This is a genomic window from Rhodococcus sp. SORGH_AS_0301, from assembly GCF_030818285.1.
Classification (GTDB): domain Bacteria; phylum Actinomycetota; class Actinomycetes; order Mycobacteriales; family Mycobacteriaceae; genus Rhodococcoides.
The window spans coordinates 1-20,222 of the sequence record NZ_JAUTAC010000002.1; the positions used below are offsets into that span (position 1 = coordinate 1).

The following is a 20,222-nucleotide window of genomic DNA, read 5'->3' on the forward strand; positions in this document are numbered from 1 at the left end:
GGAAGCGCAGCCGAGTCGCACCTCGCACCCTCGTCGTGGCGCCTCTCGCCGCAGTAGCCCTCTTCGGCATGGTGGCCTGCAGCAACGGCGAGGAAGCCAGCTACGTCGCCGGCACGACCCCGCCCGTCTTCACCAGCTCCGCCGCGCCCGCGGGTTCCGAGCACGGCGAGGAGTCCCACAGCGCGGGCGGCGAGGGTTCCGAGGGCGGGGGCTCGGCGACCGAGGCCGCGATGACCGGCGACCTGCGCAGCCCCGAGGGCGAGACCATGGGCACGGTCTCCTTCGCCGAGGTCGACGGACACCTCGAGGTCACTGTCGAGGCAGAGGGTCTGACCCCCGGCTTCCACGGCCTGCACATGCATCAGAACCCCGTGTGCGAGCCCGATTCGGTCGCTCCCACCGGCGGCGAGCCCGGCGCATTCCTGTCCGCCGGTGGTCACCTGCAGGTGAACGGCAACACCGGCCACCCGGCCAGCGGCGACCTGACCTCGCTGCAGGTGCGTGAGGACGGCACCGCCGACCTCACGACGACGACCGACTCGGTCACGCTCGACGACCTGCGCGGCGGCGTGGCCGTCATCGTCCACTCGGGCGCCGACAACTTCGCCAACATCCCGACGCGCTACACGCTGCCCGACGGCCAGCCCGTTCCCGACGCGACGACCCTCAGCACGGGCGACGCCGGCAGCCGCGTCGCCTGCGCGGTCGTCGAGTCCGAGTAGACGGGCACGTCCCCCTGAAGAACGAGTCGAGATCGACCACGGTGCCGTTCGCCGGGTCGGAGCGTCCGACCATCGGCGTCGAGTGGGAGATCGCGCTCGTCGACCGCGTGTCGCGGGATCTGTCGAACACCGCGTCCGAGGTGATGGACGGCGTCGTGGAACTCGCGGGAGCGCACACGCCGCGCGTGACGAAGGAACTTCTGCGCAACACGGTCGAGTTGGTGACCGACATCTGCGACACCGTCGGTGAAGCGATCGACGATCTGAGCGAGTCGCTGGATCTGGTGCGCCGTGCCGCGGATCCGTTGGGAGTCGACCTGTTCTGCGCCGGGACACACCCGTTCGCCGAGTGGTCGTCGCAACAGCTCACCGCGGCCCCGCACTACGACGAGCTGATCGAGCGCACACAGTGGTGGGGTCGGCAGATGCTGATCTGGGGCGTCCACGTCCACGTCGGACTCCGCTCGGCCGACCGGGTCTTCCCGATTCTCAACTCGATCCTGCTGCAGTACCCGCACCTGCTCGCGCTGTCCGCGTCGTCCCCGATGTGGGCCGGGTCGGACACCGGCTACGCCAGCAACCGCGCGCTCATGTTCCAGCAGCTCCCCACCGCGGGACTGCCGTTCCAGTTCGAGACCTGGTCGCAGTTCGAGGGTTTCGTGCACGACCAGATGAAGACCGGCGTCATCTCGCAGCTCGGCGGCATGCACTGGGACATCCGTCCCGTGCCGCGGCTCGGCACCATCGAGATCAGGGTGTGCGACGGGGTGTCCACCAAGCGTGAGCTCGGTGCCCTGGTCGCCCTGATCCACTGTCTCGTGGTGTATCTCGACGAACGGCTCGATGCCGGCGAGCCGTTGCTCACGATCCCGCCGTGGCACGTGCAGGAGAACAAGTGGCGCGCCGCGCGGTACGGGCTGGACGCCGAGATCGTGCTCGACGCCGACAGCAACGAGCGGCTCATGACCGACGACCTGTTCGACCTGCTGGAGAAGCTCACCCCGATCGCCGTACGGCTGGGGTGCGCGGACGAGCTGGGCCGCGTCGCGGACATCCCGCGCCAGGGTGCGTCGTATCAGCGTCAGCGTGCCGTGGCGGAGAGGTCGGGGGGCGACCTCATCGCCGTCGTCGACTCGCTCATCTCCGAACTTCGCTGACCAGAACGTCGCTGATCAGGCTCGGTCGTTGCGCTCGTCCGCGCGCAGCTCGTCGACCATGAAGAGGTCGTCACGGCTGCTCTGCTCGCGATAGGCGACCTGGCCCACGGTGTGCGCGATGATCGGCGCCGTGAGCACCGTGAAGACGCCGACGAGAAAGATCATCCAGATGTCGACGTTGCCGCGCAGGCTGATGAACGCGCCGATGAGAATCAGGATCAACCCCACCACCTGAGGCTTGGTGGCGGCGTGCATGCGGGACAACGTGTCCGGGAAGCGGACGACTCCGATGGCCGCCGTGAGCGCGAGGATCGATCCCAGGATGATCATCGTGCCGCTGATGATGTCGAGGACGAGTGTCATGACTTCCCCTGCCGTCGGTCGCGGGACTCGTCTCCGCGGGGTGGGTGCGGGGTCCGCGCCGTGGCGGCGGCCGCGGCGCGCCGGGTCTCGGGTGTGTCGGCGACGCGGAACCGCGCCACGCTCACCGACCCGACGAAGCCCACCACCGACAGCGCGACGATGGACGGCACCAGCGTGGTGTCGCGGGAGTACACCGCCCACACCATCACCCCGCAGACCGTGAGCGCGATGAGCGTGTCGACGGCGACGAGGCGGTCGAGCGAGTTGGGGCCGGCGAGAAGGCGATACGCGGTGATGACGGCGGCGGACAGCAGCATCACGCCGGAGACGATCAGTACGACGGTCACGACCGGTCCTCCTTCCGGTCCGACCTGCGGGCGGACGAACTCTCGTCGCCGGACTTGTCGGAGTAGTCGGTGCTGATGTCGTCGACGGTGTCGGCCACGCTGTCCACGTCGGTGTCCGCCATCGATTCGATCTCGGTGGCCGGGTGCCATTCCGGGTCGCGCTCGAACGCGGAGATGAAGGCCGTCTCGTAGGCACGCACGATGGTGCGGAACTGGTCCACCGCATCGGGTTTCGCGACGTCCAGGACGTGGATGTACAGCACCCGATCCTCGCGGTCGATGTCGAGCACCATGGTGCCGGGCACCATGTTCAGCGCGTCCACCATGAACGTCAGCACCAGGTCGGACTTGATCTGCACCGGGTAGCGCAGCACCGCGTTGACGGGTGACGGTCCGGGACGGATCGCGGCCCAGGCGACCTGGACGCTGGACACCGCCGCGTACCAGACGAGCACGCCGATCAGTCGCACCACCGACAGGGGGTGCACCCGGCCCTCGACCGGAACGCGCGGGAGCGCGAGCACGGTCATCACGAACGTGCCGACCGCGAGACCGCCCAGGATGTTGGCCGCGGAGACGTTGCCCCACAACAGCACCCACACGCCGGTGAGCCATGCGAGCAACGCGGCCTTGAGGGCGACGTCGCGACTCATGAGGGTCATCGTCCTCCCTCCTCCGGTGCGTCGCGTCCGTCCGCGTAGGTGACGGGATCGTCGACGGTGCCCAGCACGGCCGAGATGTAGACGTTGCGGTCACGCAGGTCGTCGGCGGCGCGGTCGCTGATCCCGATGAACGGTCCGGCGAACACGGTGAGCGACAGTCCGACGAGCACCAGTCCCACCGTGGGGACGAGCATCCCGACCGGCATCCGGCCCGGATCGACGCGGCTGTCGAAGTCGACGTCGTTGGCGTTGTCGAGCAGCGCGGTGGGGGAGTCGTCCGACATCTCGCCGTCCGGGGCGTCGGCGCGGGCGCGCCAGAACGCCTTGGTCCACACACGGGCGACGACGTAGAGCGTGAGCAGGCTGGTGATCGTGCCGCCCGCGACGAGGACCCAGGCCAGCACGCTCGCCTTGTCCGCACCGGCCTGCAGCAGCGCCACCTTGCCGATGAAGCCGGAGAACGGGGGGATGCCGCCGAGGTTGAGCGCGGGAACGAGGAACAGGATGGCCAGGAGCGGGCTGGCCGCGGCGAGACCACCGAGCCGGCGCAGCGATGACGACCCGGCCTGGCGCTCGATGAGACCGACCACGAGGAACAGCGTGGTCTGCACCAGGATGTGGTGGGCCACGTAGTACACGGACCCGGAGAGACCGGCCTTCGTCGACAGCGCGACACCGAAGATCATGTAGCCGATGTGCGAGACCAGCGTGAACGAGAGCAGACGCTTGATCTCGCTCTGGGCGATGGCACCGAAGATGCCGATGACCATCGTGAGCAGACCGGCGACCAGCAGCACGTTGTCCATGGCGCCGTCCGGGAAGAGCAGCGTGTGGGTCCGGATGATCGCGTACACACCCACTTTGGTGAGCAGGCCCGCGAACACGGCGGTGACCGGCGCGGGCGCCGTCGGGTAGGAGTCGGGCAGCCAGGCCGACAGCGGGAAGACCGCGGCCTTGATGCCGAACGCGACGAGCAGGATCGAGAAGATCGCGAGCCGCGTGCCCTGCGGGATGTCGTCGAAACGCAGCGCGAGCTGGGCGAAGTTCAGAGTGCCCGTGGCCGCGTACGTGGCGGCGATGCCCGCCAGGAAGATCATCGACGAGACGACGGAGACCATGACGTACGAGACGCCGGCACGCACCCGTTCGGCGCTGGCACCGAGCGTCAGCAACACGAACGACGCGACGAGCAGGACCTCGAACCCCACGTACAGGTTGAACAGGTCACCGGCGAGGAACGCGTTGCACACACCCGCCGTGAGCGCCAGGTACGTCGGTAGAAAGATCGACACCGGCTGATTGGCGTCACCGTCGCGGATGCCCTGCCCGACGGCGTAGACGATGACGGCCAGCAGCACGATCGACGAGACCACCAGCATCAGAGCGGACAGGCGGTCGACCACCAGGGTGATGCCCATCGGCGCCTCCCACCCGCCGACCTGCAGCGCGGTGGTGCCGTCCCGGTCCGCCAGGTAGAGCAGGACGCACGAGACGGCGGTCACGGCGACGAGCGCGACGATGGTGACCGCCCGCTGCGCGCGTGGCTTCCGACCGAGCACGAGGCACAGGGCGGCCGCGAGCAGCGGGATGAGGACCGGGAGCGGGGTGAGGGTTCCGATGATGGTCGGCGACAGCGTCATCGGGAGTCACCCGCCGGCGTGGAGACGTCGTCCCGGTCACGGAACTTGCCCTCGTGGAGATCCTCGTAGCACTCGAGGTCCTCGCGGTTGGCGATCTGGTCGAGAGGAATCGGGTTTCCGTCCTTGTCGAAGGCGTCTCCGGCCTCGCCGGGCTCGCCGGTGATCGGATCGTCGGACTTGTCGCGGTCCGGAGCGTCCGCGAGGCTGCGACGCGTGAGCACCTTGGTGTCCTCGGGGTCGTTCTCGACGACGTCCGCGATGTTGATCGTGTACGACCGGTACGCCAGGGCCAGCACGAAGGCGGCGATGCCCATCGTGATGACGATGGCCGTGAGGATCAGGGCCTGCGCCAACGGATCCGCGTCACCGTCGGCGACCTCGGACACGCGTCCGACCACGGGTGGATTGCCCGACCCACCGCCGGAGGTGAGGATCAGCAGGTTCAGCCCGTTGCCCATGAGCAGCACGCCGAGCAGCATCCGGATGATGCTGCGTTCGATCAGCAGGTAGACCCCGGCCGCGATCAGCGCGGCGACGACCACGAGCATTCCGATGTTCGCGGTCACTGGCGGCTCATTTCGATCTGCGCGTCGAGGCGCGCTCCGAGGCTTCGAAGGACGTCGAGAACCAGTCCGACGACGATGAGATAGACACCCAGGTCGAAGAACAGGGCGGTCACCATCTTGATGTCGCCGAGGATCGGGAGCGTCACCTCGAAGGTGGCGGACGACAGCACCGGTGCTCCGAGGAACAACGAGGCGAGGGCCGTACCGCCGGCGAACAGGAGGCCGATGCCGAGAATCTTCCCGGCGTCGAACGGCACCGTCTCGCCGAGCTCGTAGCGGCCACCGGCGAGGTAGCGCAGCACGAGGGCGAGGCCTGCGGTGAGTCCACCCGCGAAGCCACCGCCGGGCGCGTTGTGGCCGGCGAAGAAGAAGTAGATGGACAGCATCATGACCGTCGGGAACACCAGGCGAGTGGTGATCTCGAGGACCAGGACGCGGTGCTTGGGGTCGATGAGATCGCTGCCGCTGAGCCACGTGATCTCGGACGCGACCTGCTGGCCGTCCATCGCCGACGGGGCGTCGGACACGCGCGGCGCACTGCCGAAGCGACGATTGCGGAACACCAGGCTGGCGACGCCGGTGGCCGCGACGAGCAGCACCGAGATCTCGCCGAGGGTGTCCCAGGCGCGGATGTCGACCAGGATCACGTTGACCACGTTGCTGCCGTCACCGAAGTTGTACGCGGCGTCCGGGAGCAACTCCGCGATGGGGCGGGTGCTACGTGCGTTCATCGCGAACGCTCCCACCAGCGTGACCGTGATGCCGACGAGCACGGCCAGGGCAGCGCGCGCCGGCTTGCGGCCGAACGCGCGCCCCTCGTCGATCTCCGCCGGCAGCTTGCGCAGCACGAGAACGAACACGACCAGCGTGAGCGTCTCGACGAGGAACTGGGTCAGCGCGAGGTCCGGCGCACCGTGCACCGCGAACAGCACACCGCAGCCGTAGCCGGTGACACCGACGAGCAGCACGGCTGCCAGACGGTTCCTCATCACCACGGCGCCGATCGCGGCCGCGACCATGATGGCGCCCACGACGAGCTGGATCGGGGAGTCGGCGAGACGACTCTCGACGCCGGTACGGGTGTAGACGATCAGCGACACGAGCGGGAACAGAGCGAGGGTGGCGAGGATGGTCGCCTGCGTGCCGGGAAGCGAACCGCGCTGGGTGGTTCCGGTGAGGCGCAGCGACAGCAGGTCCATCAGGTAGAGGACGCGGTCGTACACCCGGTCGGCGTTCAGCGGCACGGCCGGGACCGTTCGCGCGATCGCCTTGTGCACTCGGTAGAGCAAGACTCCGACGAGGATGACGACGACGGTCAGACCCAGCGGGAGGTTGACGCCGTGCCACAGCGCGAGGTGGTAGTCCTCCGCGCCGTAGGACGGCAGGGTCTTGCTGTACGGCGCGATCAGGGTGTCGACGACCGGCGCGGCGAGGCCGGCCACCAGTCCGAGGACGGCGAGCAGCACGGGCGGGAAGAGGAAGAACCATCCCGGTGCGTGCATCGAGGCGACGGCGGCGCTGGGCTGCCGCAGCTTCTTGCGACCGAAGGCGCCCCACACGAAGCGCAGGCTGTAGGCGACGGTCAGGATCGAGCCGACGACCATCGCGGCCAGCACCAGCGCAGACGAGAGCGGACCCATCGCGTCCGAGTCGAGCGTCGACTCGAACGCGGTCTCCTTGCCGATGAAACCGAGGAACGGCGGAAGGCCCGCCATGCTCGCCGCTGCGATCACGGCCGTCGCGGCGAGAACGGGCGACCGGTCCCCGAGATGCGCGAGCTTGCGCACGTCTCGGGTGCCGGTCGAGTGGTCGATGATGCCCACCACCATGAACAGCGCGGCCTTGAAGAAGCCGTGGGCGAGGACCATCGCGAGGCCCGCGAGCATCGCCGTGCGCGAACCGATGCCGACGATGGCGACGAGGAAGCCGAGCTGGCTCACCGTGCCGAAGGCGAGCACGAGCTTGAGGTCGTACGCACGCAGTGCGCGGTAGCCGCCGACGAGCATCGACGCCAGACCGAGCGTGAGGATGGTGAAGCGCCAGGGCCCGGCGTCGGCGAAGCCCGGTGCGAGACGCGCCACCAGGTAGATGCCGGCCTTGACCATCGCCGCGGCGTGCAGGTACCCGCTGACGGGTGTCGGCGCGGCCATGGCGCCGGGCAACCAGAAGTGCAGAGGAACGATGGCCGACTTGCTCAGCGCGCCGACCAGGACCAGGACCAGGGCGGTGCCCGCCAACCAGCCGCGGGGCGCCGCTTCGATGACGTCGGAAAGGTTGTAACTGCCCACCGTCTGGCCCAGCACGATGATGCCGACCAGCATGGCGAGACCGCCGGCCGTGGTGACCAGCAGAGCCTGCGTCGCGGCGCGTCGACTCGAGGCGCGCTCGGCGTAGTGCCCGACCAACAGGAACGACAGCACCGTCGTCAGTTCCCAGAAGATGTAGAGCATCAGCATGTTGTCGCTGGTGACCAGCGCGAACATGACACCGGCGAATGCGACGAGCTCCGCGGCGAAGATGCCCAGACGGGGCTCGTCGTCCTCGAAGTAGCGAGCGCAGTAGAGCAGGATCAGTGCGCCGATGCCGAGCACCAGCGTGGACATGACCGCGGCCAGGGAATCGAAGCGCAGATCGATGTTCATGGAGAGTCCGGGGACCCACTCGATGGACAGTCGCTGCTCGGTGTTCCAGTTCGCGGCCACCCACACGAGCGAGGCGGCCGGCACCGCGGCGAGCGGAAGAAAAGCCTGTCGTCCCCACAGACGCACGAGAAGCGGCGCGATCAGCGCGGCCACCGTGTGGGCAACGAGAATGGAAAGCAAGAGGCACTCCGTCGTGGACGTCGGGGCGGCGGGGTGTCGGACGCACGAGACGTCGTCCACTCCATACTACCGGTGCGGGTCCACGCCCTCTCGGTCAGCGATACCCACCCCCGGTACGGGTATGGTCACCGGGCGATGACCGAACCACTGCGCACCGCCGCCCTCGCCCTCGTCCGTGACGGCCGGATGCTGCAGGCCCGGTCGGTCGGCAAGCGTGCGTTCTACATGGTCGGCGGCAAGATCGATCCCGGTGAGACACCACTCCAGGCGCTGCACCGCGAGGTGCGGGAGGAACTGGGCGTCGACGTCGTCGAGTCGTCGGTACACCTGCTGTGTGTCGTCGAGTGCCCGGCGTTCGGCGACCCCCTCGGCCGTGATCTGCACATGACGTGCTTCTCCGCCGACCTCGCCGGCGAACCTCGGGCCACCAGCGAGATCGCTGATCTGCGGTGGTTCACCGTCGCCGAGTACGCCGCCATGCCGGACGTCGCGCCGGGATCGATGCGGGTCTTCCGGCACCTCCGGGCGCAGGGCCTGGTGATCTGAGGAACCCGTGCTCACGCATGGGGTTCGGCGTCCTGCTCGGGGGCATCTGTGCGCCGGGACAGCCACACGATGCGGAGCGTGCAGAGCGCGGCGACCCCGAGCAGGAGGTAAGCGGAGGTGTGGTCGGTGGACGTGTACTCCGACAGCAGTCTGTCGAGGTTGTCGTAACCGAGCACGGACACGCTGCCGGTGGTCCCGGTGGGCTGGTCGGACCCGATCGACAGCTGATTCAGCCACTCGGGGTCGAGTGTCTGCGCCGGTACCGGCGCCGCCGCAGCGACGAGGATCGCGAGCCCGGGCAGCGCCGCCGCCAATGGCCGCACCGTCGCGTGCGGATCCGCGGTGACGGCGGTCAGGGCGATCGGAACGAGCGCGGCCACCACCCCGAGTGCTGCCGCGGACACCTCGTCGACGCTCACGAGGGCAGCGCCCATCGGCAGCGCGGTGAGTGCCAGGGCCGCGAGCCAGGACGTGATGCGTCCGACCGGGAGCCGCCAGGCCAGGACGGCGCCGAGGACCAGTCCGCCCACGCCCACCACGGTGAGCAGCCGGGAGTCGAGCAGGGTGCGGGCGCCCACGTTCCACATCGCGACGGCAGCGGCGGTGACGAGGATCGCGACCAGCACCGTTCGTGCATCGGCCGACTCCCACCGTGCGGCGACGCGGTCCACGACGACGAGTGCCACGATCAGCACGACGATCGCCTTCCACAGTGCGTACTCGCCGGTGCCGACGATTTCGACACCCACGCGGCAGACGACGGCGACGATCATCGCGTAGACGGTGAGCCGCACCAGTTCGCGGGCGGTCGGGTCCTCGTCGGGATCAGCGGCCGGTCGATGCAGAACGGCGGCGACGATGCACGCCGCGAACGCGGAGCCGATCAACCACCAGGCAGGTTCGCCGAACACGCTGGTGCTGTCGAGACGCGTCGCCACGAAGGCAGCGGACGCGGCGGTCGTTCCGACGGAGGCGAGCAGCGTTCCGCCGAGCACGCCGGTCGCGAGGGCCACCCATCCGGCGGCGGATCGTCGGGTGGCGTGCAGGACGAGGCCGACCAGGACGCCGGCCGCGCACGACTTGACAATGTGCAGTGCGGTGAAGACGGCCAGGCTCGCCGCTTCGGGAATCGCCACCTTGGTGAAGGCGAGCACCACGACCAGCAGGGCCGCGCACACCCACGGTGCGATGCGCGTCGGCATCCGCAGTCCGACGGCCAGCGCGACGGTGACCACCACCAGCACCTGCCCGACCACGGTGGCGGTGGACTGGGTGGACGACCACCCGATCAGATCGTCGACGGTGGCCGCGAACGGCCACGTGTCGCTGCGGGGGCCGGACCACGCGAGAGCGCCGAGAGCTCCGACGAGCGCGGCTGCGAGGAGTGAGGCGGCGAGGGCGATGTGGTGTCTCACCCGCGGCGCCGTCGGATCAGTTCGGCGCCGACGGCGCACAGAGCGAGGCAGGTCACCGTCACCAGTGTCCCTGCCGTGGGCTCGGTGAGGGTGACGGACCCCGACTGCAGGGTGAGGGGCGTGTACGCCGTCCAGCCGAAGTCCGCCGAGATCGGGGACGAGGGCATGGTCGTCAGAGCGAGGGGGACGAGCAGGCCGGCGCCGACGACAGCGGCGGGTGACGGCACGTCGACGGACGCGGCGCCGGCCCCGACGACGGCGCCGGTCGCGAGCGCCGCCGCGATGACGGCCACCCCGGTGAAGGACGTTCCGAGGTGGATCGCCGCCACCACGGCCGCGCAGCACAGGATGGCCAGCGGTGTGCCCACCGCGGGTCGTGCACGGGCGCCTGCCGCGGCGCCCACGGCGCAGGCGAGTGCGACCCCGACGACGAGGAGAAGGGGGAGGGCCGTGGTGCCCGCCGTCGTGAGGACGACGACGGAGGCCGGCCGCGTCGACAACCACAGCACGGTGCCCGCGACCACGAGGACGCCGCCGCTCGGCAGTGCCAGAGCGACACCGACGAGCACCAGCGTGACGACGATCGTCGACACCGACCACGCGGCCGTCGTGGTCACCGCGCCCAGCCCGGCTGCTCCGGCGGCAGCCGTCAGGTTCGTGACCAGCACCGGGACGAGTCCGACGAGGGCGACGATCACCGCCGTCAGGGCGGTGCGAGTCGAGGATCTCCGGGACGAGCGCTGCGTCCTCGACTGCAGACCGATCGCGAGCACTGTCACCACCATCGCGGCGACGAGTGCGACCGTGCGGGACGTCGTCGTGTCGGTGTCGACGTAGGAGGCGTAGCGCCGCGGTATCGCGACGACGGTGATGCTCAGGACCAGAGAGACGGTCGACGCGACTCCGAACGCGGCGACCCACAGGCGTCGGACCGAGGCGAGGACGGCGAGCACGCCGAGGACGACGCCACTGCCGAGCGCCCCCAGCAGGGACAGGGCGGCCGAGGATCCGAGAGTGCCCAGAACCAGCGCTGCGCCGCCGACGGCAGCGAGGACCGCGGGTGCGGCTCTGCTCGATCGTCCCGTGAGCAGCGCGGCCACGGCCACGGCTGCCACCACCGCTGCGGGGCCGTTGCCGGTGTCGGCGACGAGATCGGGCGACGTCACGGCATGCACGGCGGTGCCCGCACCGACGACGAGGGCGATCGGCGTCGACACGGCGTCGAGACGTCCACCGGATGCGCTCACGCGGCGAACCTATCGGTCTTCATCCGGTTTCGGGAATCGACAGCGGCCCCCCTCGGTTGCCCCGAGCATGACACTCGCAACGAAGGCCACGACCCTCCTCGAACTGCACGTCCCCGGAAACCCGGTGATCCTTCCGACCGTCTGGGACGCCTGGTCGGCGAACCTCGCGGTGAGCGCGGGTTTTACTGCCCTGACCGTCGGCTCGCACCCGGTGTCCGACTCGATCGGCAAGCCGGACAACGAGGGCATCACCTTCGACGAGTTGCTCACTCGCATCCGCCAGATCACTGCCGCCGTCGACGTGCCGATCTCCGTCGACATCGAGTCGGGCTACGGCGAGGACCCGAAGCGTCTCATCGAGGGACTGATCGACGCGGGTGCGGTGGGCCTGAACATCGAGGACACCGTGCACAGCGAGGGCGGCCGTCTGCGTGAGGCGCAGGAGCACGCCGACTTCGTCGGTGCACTGCGCGCAGCCTCGGATGCCACCGACGTCCACGTGGTGATCAATGCCCGTACCGACCTCTTCGTCAAGCAGATCGGTGACGAGAACGATCGCGTGGATCGCGCCATCGCCCGCCTGAAGCTGGCGGCCGCTGCCGGTGCCGACGTGCTCTACCCGGTCGGCTTCCACAGCGACGACGATCAGAAGCGACTCACCGCGGAGCTCCCGTTGCCGGTCAACGCCATCGGCCACCCGGTGAAGAACTCGAAGTCCGCCCTCGCGCAGCTGGGTGTCGGTCGTGTCAGCTTCGGCCCCATCTTCCAGATGGTGCTCGCCGAGCGCGCGAACGAGGTGCTCGCCGACTGGGCGTGACCTAGTCCCTCGTGCTGTAGGCCTCGAGAGCGGCCACCTGCACCGGATCGAGTGACGGCCGGACGGCGTCGCGCGCGGTCGCGACGTCGTCCGCTGTCACGACGGCGGTGTCGACGTCGCGGCGCATCGCGGCGAGAGCCGCCTCGCGCAGCAGTGCCGCACAGTCCGCGGCGGAGTACCCGTCGAGATTCTCGGCCAGAGAGTCGAGATCGACGTCGTCCGCCAGCGGCACCGAGGCTCCGGCCGTCGCGAGGATCGCGCGACGCGCCTCGGCGTCGGGCGGCGGTACGAACACCAACTTCTCCAGTCGTCCGGGCCTCAGAAGTGCCGGGTCGATGAGCTCGGGCCTGTTGGTCGCGCCGAGGATCACGACGTCCTGCAGCGGCTCGACACCGTCCATCTCCGTGAGCAACGCGGCCACCACGCGATCGCCGACGCCGGAATCGCTGCTCTGCCCGCGGCGCGGTGCCAGGGCGTCGACCTCGTCGAGAAAGATGAGCGACGGTGCCGAGTCTCGTGCTCGCCGGAACAGTTCGCGGACGGCCTTCTCCGACGAGCCGACCCACTTGTCCATCAACTCCGCGCCTTTGACGGCGTGCACGCTGAGTTGCCCCGAGCTGGCGAGTGCCCGGACGACGAACGTCTTGCCGCACCCCGGCGGGCCGTAGAGCAACACGCCCCGCGGCGGCTCGACACCGAGCCGCGCGAAGGAGTCGGGATGGCGTAGCGGCCACAACACCGCTTCGGTCAGCGCCCGCTTCGTCTCCACCATGTCGCCGACGTCGTCGAGGGTCAGGCTGCCGACCGCGAGTTCCTCGGTGCCCGACCGGGAGAGTGGCCGGATGACCGACAAGGCCCCGACCAGATCGTCCTGTGTGAGAACGGGCTCGGCCGAGTCCCGGTGGGCACGCACCGCGGCCCGGACGGCTGCCTCCCGGCACAGGGCTGCGAGGTCCGCGACGACGAATCCGGGTGTGCGCAGGGCGATCTCGGCAGGGGTGATCTTCCGGGTCGGAACATCACGTAGCAGCGCCTCGAGCAACGCGGCGCGCTCGACCGACCCCGGAAGCGGGAGTGCGAGCTCGCGATCGCACAGATCAGGTCCGCGCAGACGCGGATCAGCGGCGTCCGGCCGTGACGTCGTGCAGATCAGGACGGTTCCCGGTGTCTGCACCACCTGTCGCAGGCGATCGAGGACGAGAGTCGACACCGGATCCGCCGCAGAGCCCCGTCCGTCGGCGGACAGGGGGAGCAGCGCATCCACGTTACCGACGAGAAGCACTGCACCGGTGGGACTGTCGGTCAGTCGATCGGCCGCGGCGACCACTGCGGCCAACCGGTCCTCGGGGGCGAGCGACCCGACCGACGGACCGTCGATCTCCACCAGCCTGCGACCGGCGGCGACGGCGCGGACGAAGGTGGACTTGCCCACGCCGCCCGGCCCGGTGACCAGGACGCCGAGCTGGGCCGACGCGCCGAGAGTGCGGAGCAGCTCGGGGCGATCGAGCGAGAGTTCGAGCCACTCCGTCAGTTTCGCCGCCTGGTCGCGTACACCGACCAGGTCGTCCACCGGAATCACGGGCTGGGGCGGAGCCTCGACGGGGCGGGGTGTCGCGCGGTCGTTCGACTGTCCGCGGGCAGCGGCGCCGCGCGTCACGGCCGTCGTGGGCTGGATGCTGACGATGCCGGCCGGGTCGGTCGACGTGACGGTGAGCAGTTCGGTGGTCCACGCGACACCGACCGTGCGCGAGAGCGTCTGCGAGACCGACGCGGTGGAGGTGCCCGGCCCCAGGTCGCGGGGCAGGAGCGACACGGCGTCGCCCGCGACGACCACCTTTCCCAGCAGTGCTCGGCGCAGCGTCGCGTCGTCGAGCGCGGTGGTCGTCGCGGATCCGTGCACCAGGACGGTGCGTGCCGCCTGCACCGAGACGGGAGCGACGACGACCGACGCGTTCTCCGTCAGTCCCGCGTTCGACATCGTCACGTCGTCGAGCAGCACGGTCCCCGTGGGCGTTCCGGCCGGTGCCTGTGCCACCACGGTGGCGGTACGCCTCGCGCCGATCAACTCGACGGCGTCCCACTCGCGCAGTCCGAGCGCGGTGAGCACCTCCGCGTGCACACGGACCACCCCGCGGCGGGCATCGGCGGCGGAGGTGGTGAGGCGAACGGTCAGGGCGAGATCGGGGGTGCTCACTCCCCGAGCCTATCGAGCCGACCGGCCCGGGCTCTCGCTCCAGCGTGTGCAGCCTGGCCCGTTTATGCTGCGCGCATGACCCGTGCCGCCCTCGTCTTCCACGAACGTGACCACGCCCTCGGCGTCCGGAACGTCGGCTCGATCGGCCCGGCTCTCCGCGATCGCGGATTCGAGACGACGACCTTCTCGTTCGAGGGTGACAGCCGCGACGCGGACCGGCCCACGGCCTCGTCGTTCGACCTGATCGTGCTGATGGGCTCACCCGACGCCGCCTACGACGATGCGCTCCCGTGGCTGGCGGAGGAGATCACCTGGCTCGGTGACGCTGTCGCGCAGCGCGTTCCGGTTCTCGGTGTGTGCTTCGGTGGTCAGCTGCTCGCGCGGGTGCTCGGCGGGACCGTCACGCGTGCGGCCGAGTCGGAGCACGGATTCGTGACCGTGCGGACGGAGTCCGACGAGCTGATCCCCCAGGGTCCGTGGATGCAGTTCCACGACGACACGTTCACGCTCCCGCCGGGCGCCGAGCCGCTCGCGACCACGGCGGCCGCACTGCAGGCCTTCGTCTCGGGACCGCACATCGGTCTGCAGTTCCACCCGGAGATCACGGTCGACGTGTTCGAGTCGTGGATCGAGGGGTGGGACGCACGGGGAGTGCGGGCGGAGGTGGAGGCGAGTGTGGACGTCCCCGCGATCCGCGCGGAGGTCGCGCGCCGGGAGCAGGCCTCCATCGAGGCCTGCTCCCGGTTGATCGACGCGGTCCTCGCTCGTGCGGGAGTGTCCCGCTAGATCTCGTCGCGGGGCGGGACGTCGGCTGCTCGGGCGCTCGGTGACCGGAGTCGGAGCCGAGCCGAACTCGCCGTGGCGCGGGCGGGACGCCGCCGCCGGGCGATACCGGTGCGTGCCGGGCGGTCCTTGCGCATCGCTCGTCGTACGGCCCGTCGCTCGGCGGGCTTGGCCTCCCACGTCTCGGGCCGCGCGGCCACCCATCGCTGCGACCGCACCGCGAACGGGATGTGGAGCAGATACAACACGATCAGGACCATGAGCAGCACGAACGGGAACGTGATCAGTGCCGCGCCCGCCAGGCCGACGAGGATCAGCAGCAACGTCGCCATTCTCGGCGGAACCGAGACGGTCTTGAACGCCATCGTCGGGATACGGCTGACGATGAGCAGGGCCGACAGCACCACCCAGGTGGCGACGACGTAGTACGAGGACCACCAGCCGTTGCCCCACTGCTCCTCCGCAGCGAGCGGGAGGAGTGTGACCAGGGCCCCCGCCGGAGCGGGGACACCCACGAAGTACTCGCCGGCGAACGCGGGCCGGGAGTCGTCGTCGAGAAGTGTGTTGAACCGGGCGAGGCGCAGCACGATGCTCACCGCGTAGATGAGGGCGATGACCCACCCGCCGCTGCTGCCCTCGAGGAGCGTCACGTACAGCACCAGGGCCGGCGCGACGCCGAAGGAGATGGCGTCGGCGAGCGAGTCGAGCTCGGCTCCCATCCGGCTGGTCGCGTCGAGCATGCGTGCGATGCGACCGTCGAGGGCGTCGAAGACGGCGGCTGCGCCGATCATGGCCAGCGACAACCCGAGTCGACCGTCGAGCGCGAACTTCACGGCGGACAGTCCTGCGCACATCGCCAGCACCGTGACGGCACTGGGCAACAGGCGGACCGCGCCCTGGCGGCCGGTGGACTCGTCGGCCTGCTCGCGTGCCGCGCTCACGGAAGCTCGGCCAGAACCGTCTCGGCTCCGATGGCGCGCTGCCCGACGATCACCGCCGTCCGCGACCCCTCCGGGAAGTAGGTGTCGACGCGCGAACCGAAGCGGATCAGTCCGTAGGTGTCGCCGATGGTGAGCGAATCGCCCACGGACGTTGTGTTGACGATGCGTCGCGCGAGCAGTCCGGCGATCTGTACGACCGCCAGGTCGTGACCCGACGGTGTGCGCAGATGCATGCTGGTGCGCTCGTTGACCTCGCTGGCGTCGGCGAGGTCGGCCGACAGGAACTGTCCGGCCTTGTGCACCACGGCCTCGACCGTGCCGGACACCGGGACGCGCTGGACGTGGACGTCGAGCACGGACAGGAAGATGCTGACCCGCGGCAGCGGAGCGGTGCCGAGGTTCAACTCGGCGGGCGGCACCGCGTGGTCGACGAGTGCGACCTCACCGTCGGCAGGGGCCACGACCACCCCGGCCCGATTCGGCGGGACGCGCGGAGGGTGGCGGAAGAAGCCCGCCATGGCTCCGGCGGCGAGCAGCGAGGCGGTGCGGACGATCCGGTGGCGGCGGCCGAGTCCGGCGAGCGCCAACGGCACCGCGACGAACGGGGCACCGGCGGGATGCAGCGGCGGAATGCTGCGCCGCACCAGGTCCACGATGTGTCCTGCTCCGGTCGGTTCAGGCGTACCAGGGGGGACAGGTCTGCGGGCCACGGGCTCCTCTTACGTCGATTCGGGCGGACTCTCACGGCCCGAGGGGAGTGCGGACACGACTCGGGGCCCCTCACAGATTACGTGAGGGGCCCCGAGAGGTGGGGTCTGCGTCAGACGCGCGAACCGCGTCCCGTGACTGCCTTGACGATGAACAGCAGGATGCACGCGCCGATGAGGCACGTGACGAAGCTGAAGATGATGCCGCCGCCCTGGACGTCGACGCCGAACGCGCGGAGCAGGAATCCACCCAGCAGGCCGCCGATGATGCCGACGACGATGTTGAGGATGATGCCCTGCTGCGCATCCGTCTTCATGATCTTGCTGCCGATCCATCCGGCGAGTCCGCCGATGATGATCCAACCGATGATGCCCAGACCCAACATGATGGAACCTCTTTCAGATCAGCTTTGCTGCCCGTGGACCGGGCATGACTACTGACCTTCTGTACCCGGCCCCGATACTCAGCAAACGTTAAGCCGACCGTCGGCACATCACGATCCGGCCTCGACTGTGTGACGGCGGAACTACTGCGGTGTGACCAGCAGGATCTGGTCGGTGTCGCCGTTGTCGGTCGTCACGAGCAGCGTCCCTTCCGGTTGTGCCGACACCGTGCGGATGCGGCCGTACTCGCTGAGAGCGGGAATCGTCGACTGCGCGTCCACCGTGGTGCCGTCGTCGGAGAGATCGAGGAGCAGGACCTCCTGGCCCTTCTGCACGCCGACGGCGAGCATGCCGTTCCACGCGCCCCAGGCGTCACCGTCGAGGAACGTGGCCGACGCGGTGGCGATGGTGCTCGGGCCCGAGCTCCACACCGCGTTCCGGGCGCCGGGTACACGGTCCGGATCGGTCATCGCGACGGACTCGTCGTAGCCGCCGCCGCGGTCCGGGCGGTACCCGTAGTTGCCGCCCGCCGCGAGGAGGTTCACCTCGTCGTCCCGCGACGTGCCCTGTTCGACGGAGAAGATCTGATCGGTGCCGGGCCGGGCGGCCAGTCCCTGGACGTTGCGGTGGCCGAGTGTGAAGACCGGGCTCGCGGGGTCGGGATTGCCTGCGGCCGGTGCGCCCGTGGCGGCGTCGACCCGGAGGACCTTGCCGCCGAGCGACGTCGGGTCCTGCGGAACGGTGCCCTGAGCCGAGTCGCCGGTGCCGATGAACAGGGTGCCGTCGGCGTTCGCCAGCACCCGGCATCCGCCGTGGCGACCGGAGGTGACCGGGAACCCGGAGACGACGGTGCGCTCACGCGTGAGGCTCGCGTAGTCGTCGGCCACGGTCCATGCGACCACGCCGATGGTGGGGTCGTCGCCTCGAATGCCCTGGCAGGAGTACAGGGTCCGATCGGTCTCGAAGGTCGGTGACAGTGCGAGGCCCATCAGACCGGTCTCCGATCCGACGAACAGATCGCCGAGATCGGCGCTGATCGGTGTCGGCTCACCACCGGGCCGGATCGCGGTGAAGCGGCCGGGGCGCTCGTCGAAGATCACGGTGCCGTCCGGCGCCCGGACCACGTCCCACGGGTGATCGAGCCCGGTGGCCAGTGAGGAGACGACGACGTTCGGGACGGCGCTCGCGGCGTCCGCGGACATCGGTCCCGGTGTCGTTGCCTGCGATGTCGGCGATTCGGGGGTGCCGGCCGCGGGGGAGGCGTCGGACTCGGTCGTGGTCGAGCACGCCGTCGTCGCCAGAGCAGCGGACAGGGCGAGGCCGGCGAGGGCGCGGGTCGTGCGGGCGCGAGGGGTCATCACTTCACGGTACGAGCAGAACTCTCGGCCGCGTCCTTGATCTTCGCCAGGGTGGACGCCATGCCCCGCTCGAGTTCGGCCTCGAAGTTGCGTGTGCCGCCCAGCACCAGTCGCACCGCGGTGTCGGAGACCTTGGTGGTGCCGCCGGGTGCCTCGCGACGCTCGGTCACGCGTGTGCCCGTCTCGGTCGGTTCCAGGAAGTAGGACCACACCGTGTGGTTCTCGGTGATGCGGAACGCGAGCAGTCGCTCGGGCTCGAGGCGCACGACCCGCGACGTCGTGGGCCACACGAGGGGTCCGCGCCGATTGACGTTGAGCGTCCGGGTGCCCACGCGCAGCGGGCCGAACACCTTCATCACCGCGCACTGGGGGCTCCACTCACCCATGCGCTTCAGGTCGGACACCACGGACCAGACCGCGCTCGGCGGTGCATCGATGTCGACGCTGACGGACAGGGGTGTGGCCATGGAGTTCTCCCGGTGTGTTCAGGCAGGCTGGGTGGTGACGCCGTCAGGGTAGTAGGACGTCCACGACGTGCACCGCGACGTCCTCCGCCGTGAGAGCGGTGCCGAGCGTGGTGTTCACCGCGTCGGCCGTCCTCCCGGTCAGTGTCATCGCCAGCGCGGCCATGTCCTGGCCGTACGTCACGGCGATGTCCAGGGACACCCCGGTACACCGGCGTCCGTCGACGTCGAGTTCGATGCCCTTGACCCCGCAGGGCAGTTCCGACAGGGCGTGGGCGATGGACAGGAGCACCAGGTGGTCGCCCACCCGCAGCGAGTCGCCGTCGACGAAACCCGGGTGCGAGGCGTCCAGCGCGCGTGTCCGCCGAGCCGTCGCGCGGAGTGCGGCGAGGATCGCCGTGCTGGCCTCGACCCAGGACGGCACCTCCTCGTCTCGGAGTTCCTGTGCGGCGCGGCTGAGCACGGGATCGTCCGGCTCGTCCGCCGTGTCTAACGCCATGACGCCATCCTCTCGCTCAGAGTGGTTCGTGCGCGGGTGACCTGACCGCGCACCGCGGACGGCGACATGGACAGGATCTCCCCGATCTCGACATGAGTCATTCCCTCGACCTCGCGGAGCAACCAGCACGAGCGCTGCATCTGTGGCAGTGCCCCGAGGGCCACGCGCAGCTCGGCGAGGAACCGCGATTCCGTCGCCCGCACCTCCGGATCGTCCGACACGTCGCTGACGGCGTCGTCGAACAGCCACTCCTCGTGCGGACGGGGGATGCGGCGCCGCGTGGCGTCGATGGCCTTGTGTGCGGTGATACCGAACAGCCATGTGCGCAGCGCCGAGTCGGACCGGTAGTTGCCGAGGCTCTTCCAGGCCGCGACGAACGCGTCCTGGACCACCTCCTCCGCGACGCCGTCGTCACGCAACATGTTGCGGGCGTACCGGAACATCGCGGGACCGTGCGTGCGGACGATCTCCTCGAACGCGCCGCGGTCACCGATGACCGCAGCGTCGACGAGAGCCGCATCGCTGTCCACGGAGCAGATTCGAACCAGCGGGTGTGAAACGACAGTGGTGTGGCATACATCACATCCG

General features: G+C 69.7%; 20 protein-coding genes and 1 pseudogene. 5 read left to right on the top strand and 16 right to left on the bottom strand.

All coding sequences use genetic code 11. The features are described 5' to 3' along the window. Positions 1-35 precede the first annotated feature (35 nt). Positions 36-722 carry a superoxide dismutase family protein gene (locus QE397_RS00650; RefSeq protein ID WP_307097294.1) on the top strand — a complete coding sequence of 229 codons (687 nt, stop codon included), beginning with the start codon at positions 36-38 and terminating at the stop codon, positions 720-722. A 41-nt stretch (positions 723-763) separates the two neighbouring features. Then, positions 764-1,879, top strand: a complete 1,116-nt coding sequence (locus QE397_RS00655; RefSeq protein WP_037186102.1) for a glutamate--cysteine ligase — start codon at positions 764-766, stop codon at positions 1,877-1,879. Between the two features lie 15 nt (positions 1,880-1,894). Here QE397_RS00655 and mnhG read toward each other — a convergent pair whose 3' ends face one another. From mnhG to QE397_RS00685, 6 genes and pseudogenes are all read right to left on the bottom strand, one after another. After that, complete coding sequence (gene mnhG, locus QE397_RS00660) at positions 1,895-2,242, bottom strand: monovalent cation/H(+) antiporter subunit G (RefSeq protein WP_027506245.1); 348 nt, start codon at positions 2,240-2,242, stop codon at positions 1,895-1,897. A gap of 95 nt (positions 2,243-2,337) precedes the next feature. After that, positions 2,338-2,589 (bottom strand): annotated as a pseudogene (locus QE397_RS00665) (monovalent cation/H+ antiporter complex subunit F); the annotation flags it as partial. Further along, positions 2,586-3,251 (bottom strand): Na+/H+ antiporter subunit E, encoded by a 666-nt coding sequence (locus QE397_RS00670; protein WP_235578870.1) that lies wholly within the window; start codon positions 3,249-3,251, stop codon positions 2,586-2,588. The gene QE397_RS00670 and the pseudogene QE397_RS00665, both read right to left, overlap by 4 nt. Then, complete coding sequence (locus QE397_RS00675) at positions 3,248-4,891, bottom strand: Na+/H+ antiporter subunit D (RefSeq protein WP_285184267.1); 1,644 nt, start codon at positions 4,889-4,891, stop codon at positions 3,248-3,250. The genes QE397_RS00670 and QE397_RS00675 overlap by 4 nt, the downstream gene beginning before the upstream one ends. After that, the gene (locus QE397_RS00680) at positions 4,888-5,457 is read right to left on the bottom strand and encodes a Na(+)/H(+) antiporter subunit C (protein WP_027506246.1); all 570 of its coding nucleotides are present in this window, start codon (positions 5,455-5,457) and stop codon (positions 4,888-4,890) included. Before QE397_RS00680 ends, QE397_RS00675 begins: the two co-directional genes overlap by 4 nt. Further along, positions 5,454-8,279 carry a Na+/H+ antiporter subunit A gene (locus QE397_RS00685; protein ID WP_222638015.1) on the bottom strand — a complete coding sequence of 942 codons (2,826 nt, stop codon included), beginning with the start codon at positions 8,277-8,279 and terminating at the stop codon, positions 5,454-5,456. The genes QE397_RS00680 and QE397_RS00685 overlap by 4 nt, the downstream gene beginning before the upstream one ends. A 135-nt stretch (positions 8,280-8,414) precedes the next feature. On the opposite strand from QE397_RS00685, the gene QE397_RS00690 reads away from it, so the two are divergent. Further along, positions 8,415-8,825, top strand: a complete 411-nt coding sequence (locus tag QE397_RS00690) for an NUDIX domain-containing protein (RefSeq protein ID WP_307091055.1) — start codon at positions 8,415-8,417, stop codon at positions 8,823-8,825. An 11-nt stretch (positions 8,826-8,836) separates the two neighbouring features. Here QE397_RS00690 and QE397_RS00695 read toward each other — a convergent pair whose 3' ends face one another. Together QE397_RS00695 and QE397_RS00700 are read right to left on the bottom strand one after the other, a co-directional pair. Continuing rightward, positions 8,837-10,240 (bottom strand): hypothetical protein, encoded by a 1,404-nt coding sequence (locus QE397_RS00695; protein WP_307091056.1) that lies wholly within the window; start codon positions 10,238-10,240, stop codon positions 8,837-8,839. Further along, positions 10,237-11,487: a hypothetical protein gene (locus QE397_RS00700; protein WP_307091058.1), complete on the bottom strand. Its 1,251-nt coding sequence runs from the start codon at positions 11,485-11,487 to the stop codon at positions 10,237-10,239. The genes QE397_RS00695 and QE397_RS00700 overlap by 4 nt, the downstream gene beginning before the upstream one ends. 67 nt (positions 11,488-11,554) lie before the next feature. Between QE397_RS00700 and QE397_RS00705 the strand changes: the two genes are divergently transcribed. Then, positions 11,555-12,304 (top strand): isocitrate lyase/phosphoenolpyruvate mutase family protein, encoded by a 750-nt coding sequence (locus tag QE397_RS00705; protein ID WP_027506251.1) that lies wholly within the window; start codon positions 11,555-11,557, stop codon positions 12,302-12,304. A gap of 1 nt (position 12,305) precedes the next feature. On the opposite strand, the gene QE397_RS00710 is transcribed toward QE397_RS00705, so the two are convergent. After that, the gene (locus QE397_RS00710) at positions 12,306-14,498 is read right to left on the bottom strand and encodes an AAA family ATPase (protein WP_307091061.1); all 2,193 of its coding nucleotides are present in this window, start codon (positions 14,496-14,498) and stop codon (positions 12,306-12,308) included. Between the two features lie 75 nt (positions 14,499-14,573). Between QE397_RS00710 and QE397_RS00715 the strand changes: the two genes are divergently transcribed. Beyond that, positions 14,574-15,284: a type 1 glutamine amidotransferase gene (locus QE397_RS00715; protein WP_027506253.1), complete on the top strand. Its 711-nt coding sequence runs from the start codon at positions 14,574-14,576 to the stop codon at positions 15,282-15,284. Here QE397_RS00715 and QE397_RS00720 read toward each other — a convergent pair. From QE397_RS00720 to QE397_RS00750, 7 genes are all read right to left on the bottom strand, one after another. Further along, on the bottom strand, positions 15,281-16,135 hold the full coding sequence (locus QE397_RS00720) for a phosphatidylcholine/phosphatidylserine synthase (RefSeq protein WP_231476405.1): 855 nt from the start codon (positions 16,133-16,135) through the stop codon (positions 15,281-15,283). The genes QE397_RS00715 and QE397_RS00720 overlap by 4 nt on opposite strands. An 83-nt stretch (positions 16,136-16,218) precedes the next feature. After that, positions 16,219-16,932 (bottom strand): phosphatidylserine decarboxylase, encoded by a 714-nt coding sequence (locus tag QE397_RS00725; protein ID WP_027506255.1) that lies wholly within the window; start codon positions 16,930-16,932, stop codon positions 16,219-16,221. A gap of 110 nt (positions 16,933-17,042) precedes the next feature. Continuing rightward, entirely contained in the window at positions 17,043-17,315 is a 273-nt protein-coding gene (locus QE397_RS00730) for a GlsB/YeaQ/YmgE family stress response membrane protein (protein WP_027506256.1), read from the bottom strand. A 141-nt stretch (positions 17,316-17,456) separates the two neighbouring features. Beyond that, positions 17,457-18,671, bottom strand: coding sequence for a sorbosone dehydrogenase family protein (locus QE397_RS00735; protein ID WP_307091064.1), 1,215 nt, complete (start codon positions 18,669-18,671; stop codon positions 17,457-17,459). Next, a complete protein-coding gene (locus tag QE397_RS00740; protein ID WP_027506258.1) occupies positions 18,671-19,138 on the bottom strand; it encodes an SRPBCC family protein in 468 nt (155 codons plus the stop codon). Before QE397_RS00740 ends, QE397_RS00735 begins: the two co-directional genes overlap by 1 nt. Positions 19,139-19,181: 43 nt before the next feature. Then, the gene (locus QE397_RS00745) at positions 19,182-19,634 is read right to left on the bottom strand and encodes a hypothetical protein (protein ID WP_307091067.1); all 453 of its coding nucleotides are present in this window, start codon (positions 19,632-19,634) and stop codon (positions 19,182-19,184) included. Beyond that, complete coding sequence (locus tag QE397_RS00750; RefSeq protein ID WP_307091069.1) at positions 19,625-20,164, bottom strand: RNA polymerase sigma factor; 540 nt, start codon at positions 20,162-20,164, stop codon at positions 19,625-19,627. The genes QE397_RS00745 and QE397_RS00750 overlap by 10 nt, the downstream gene beginning before the upstream one ends. Positions 20,165-20,222: the final 58 nt, after the last annotated feature.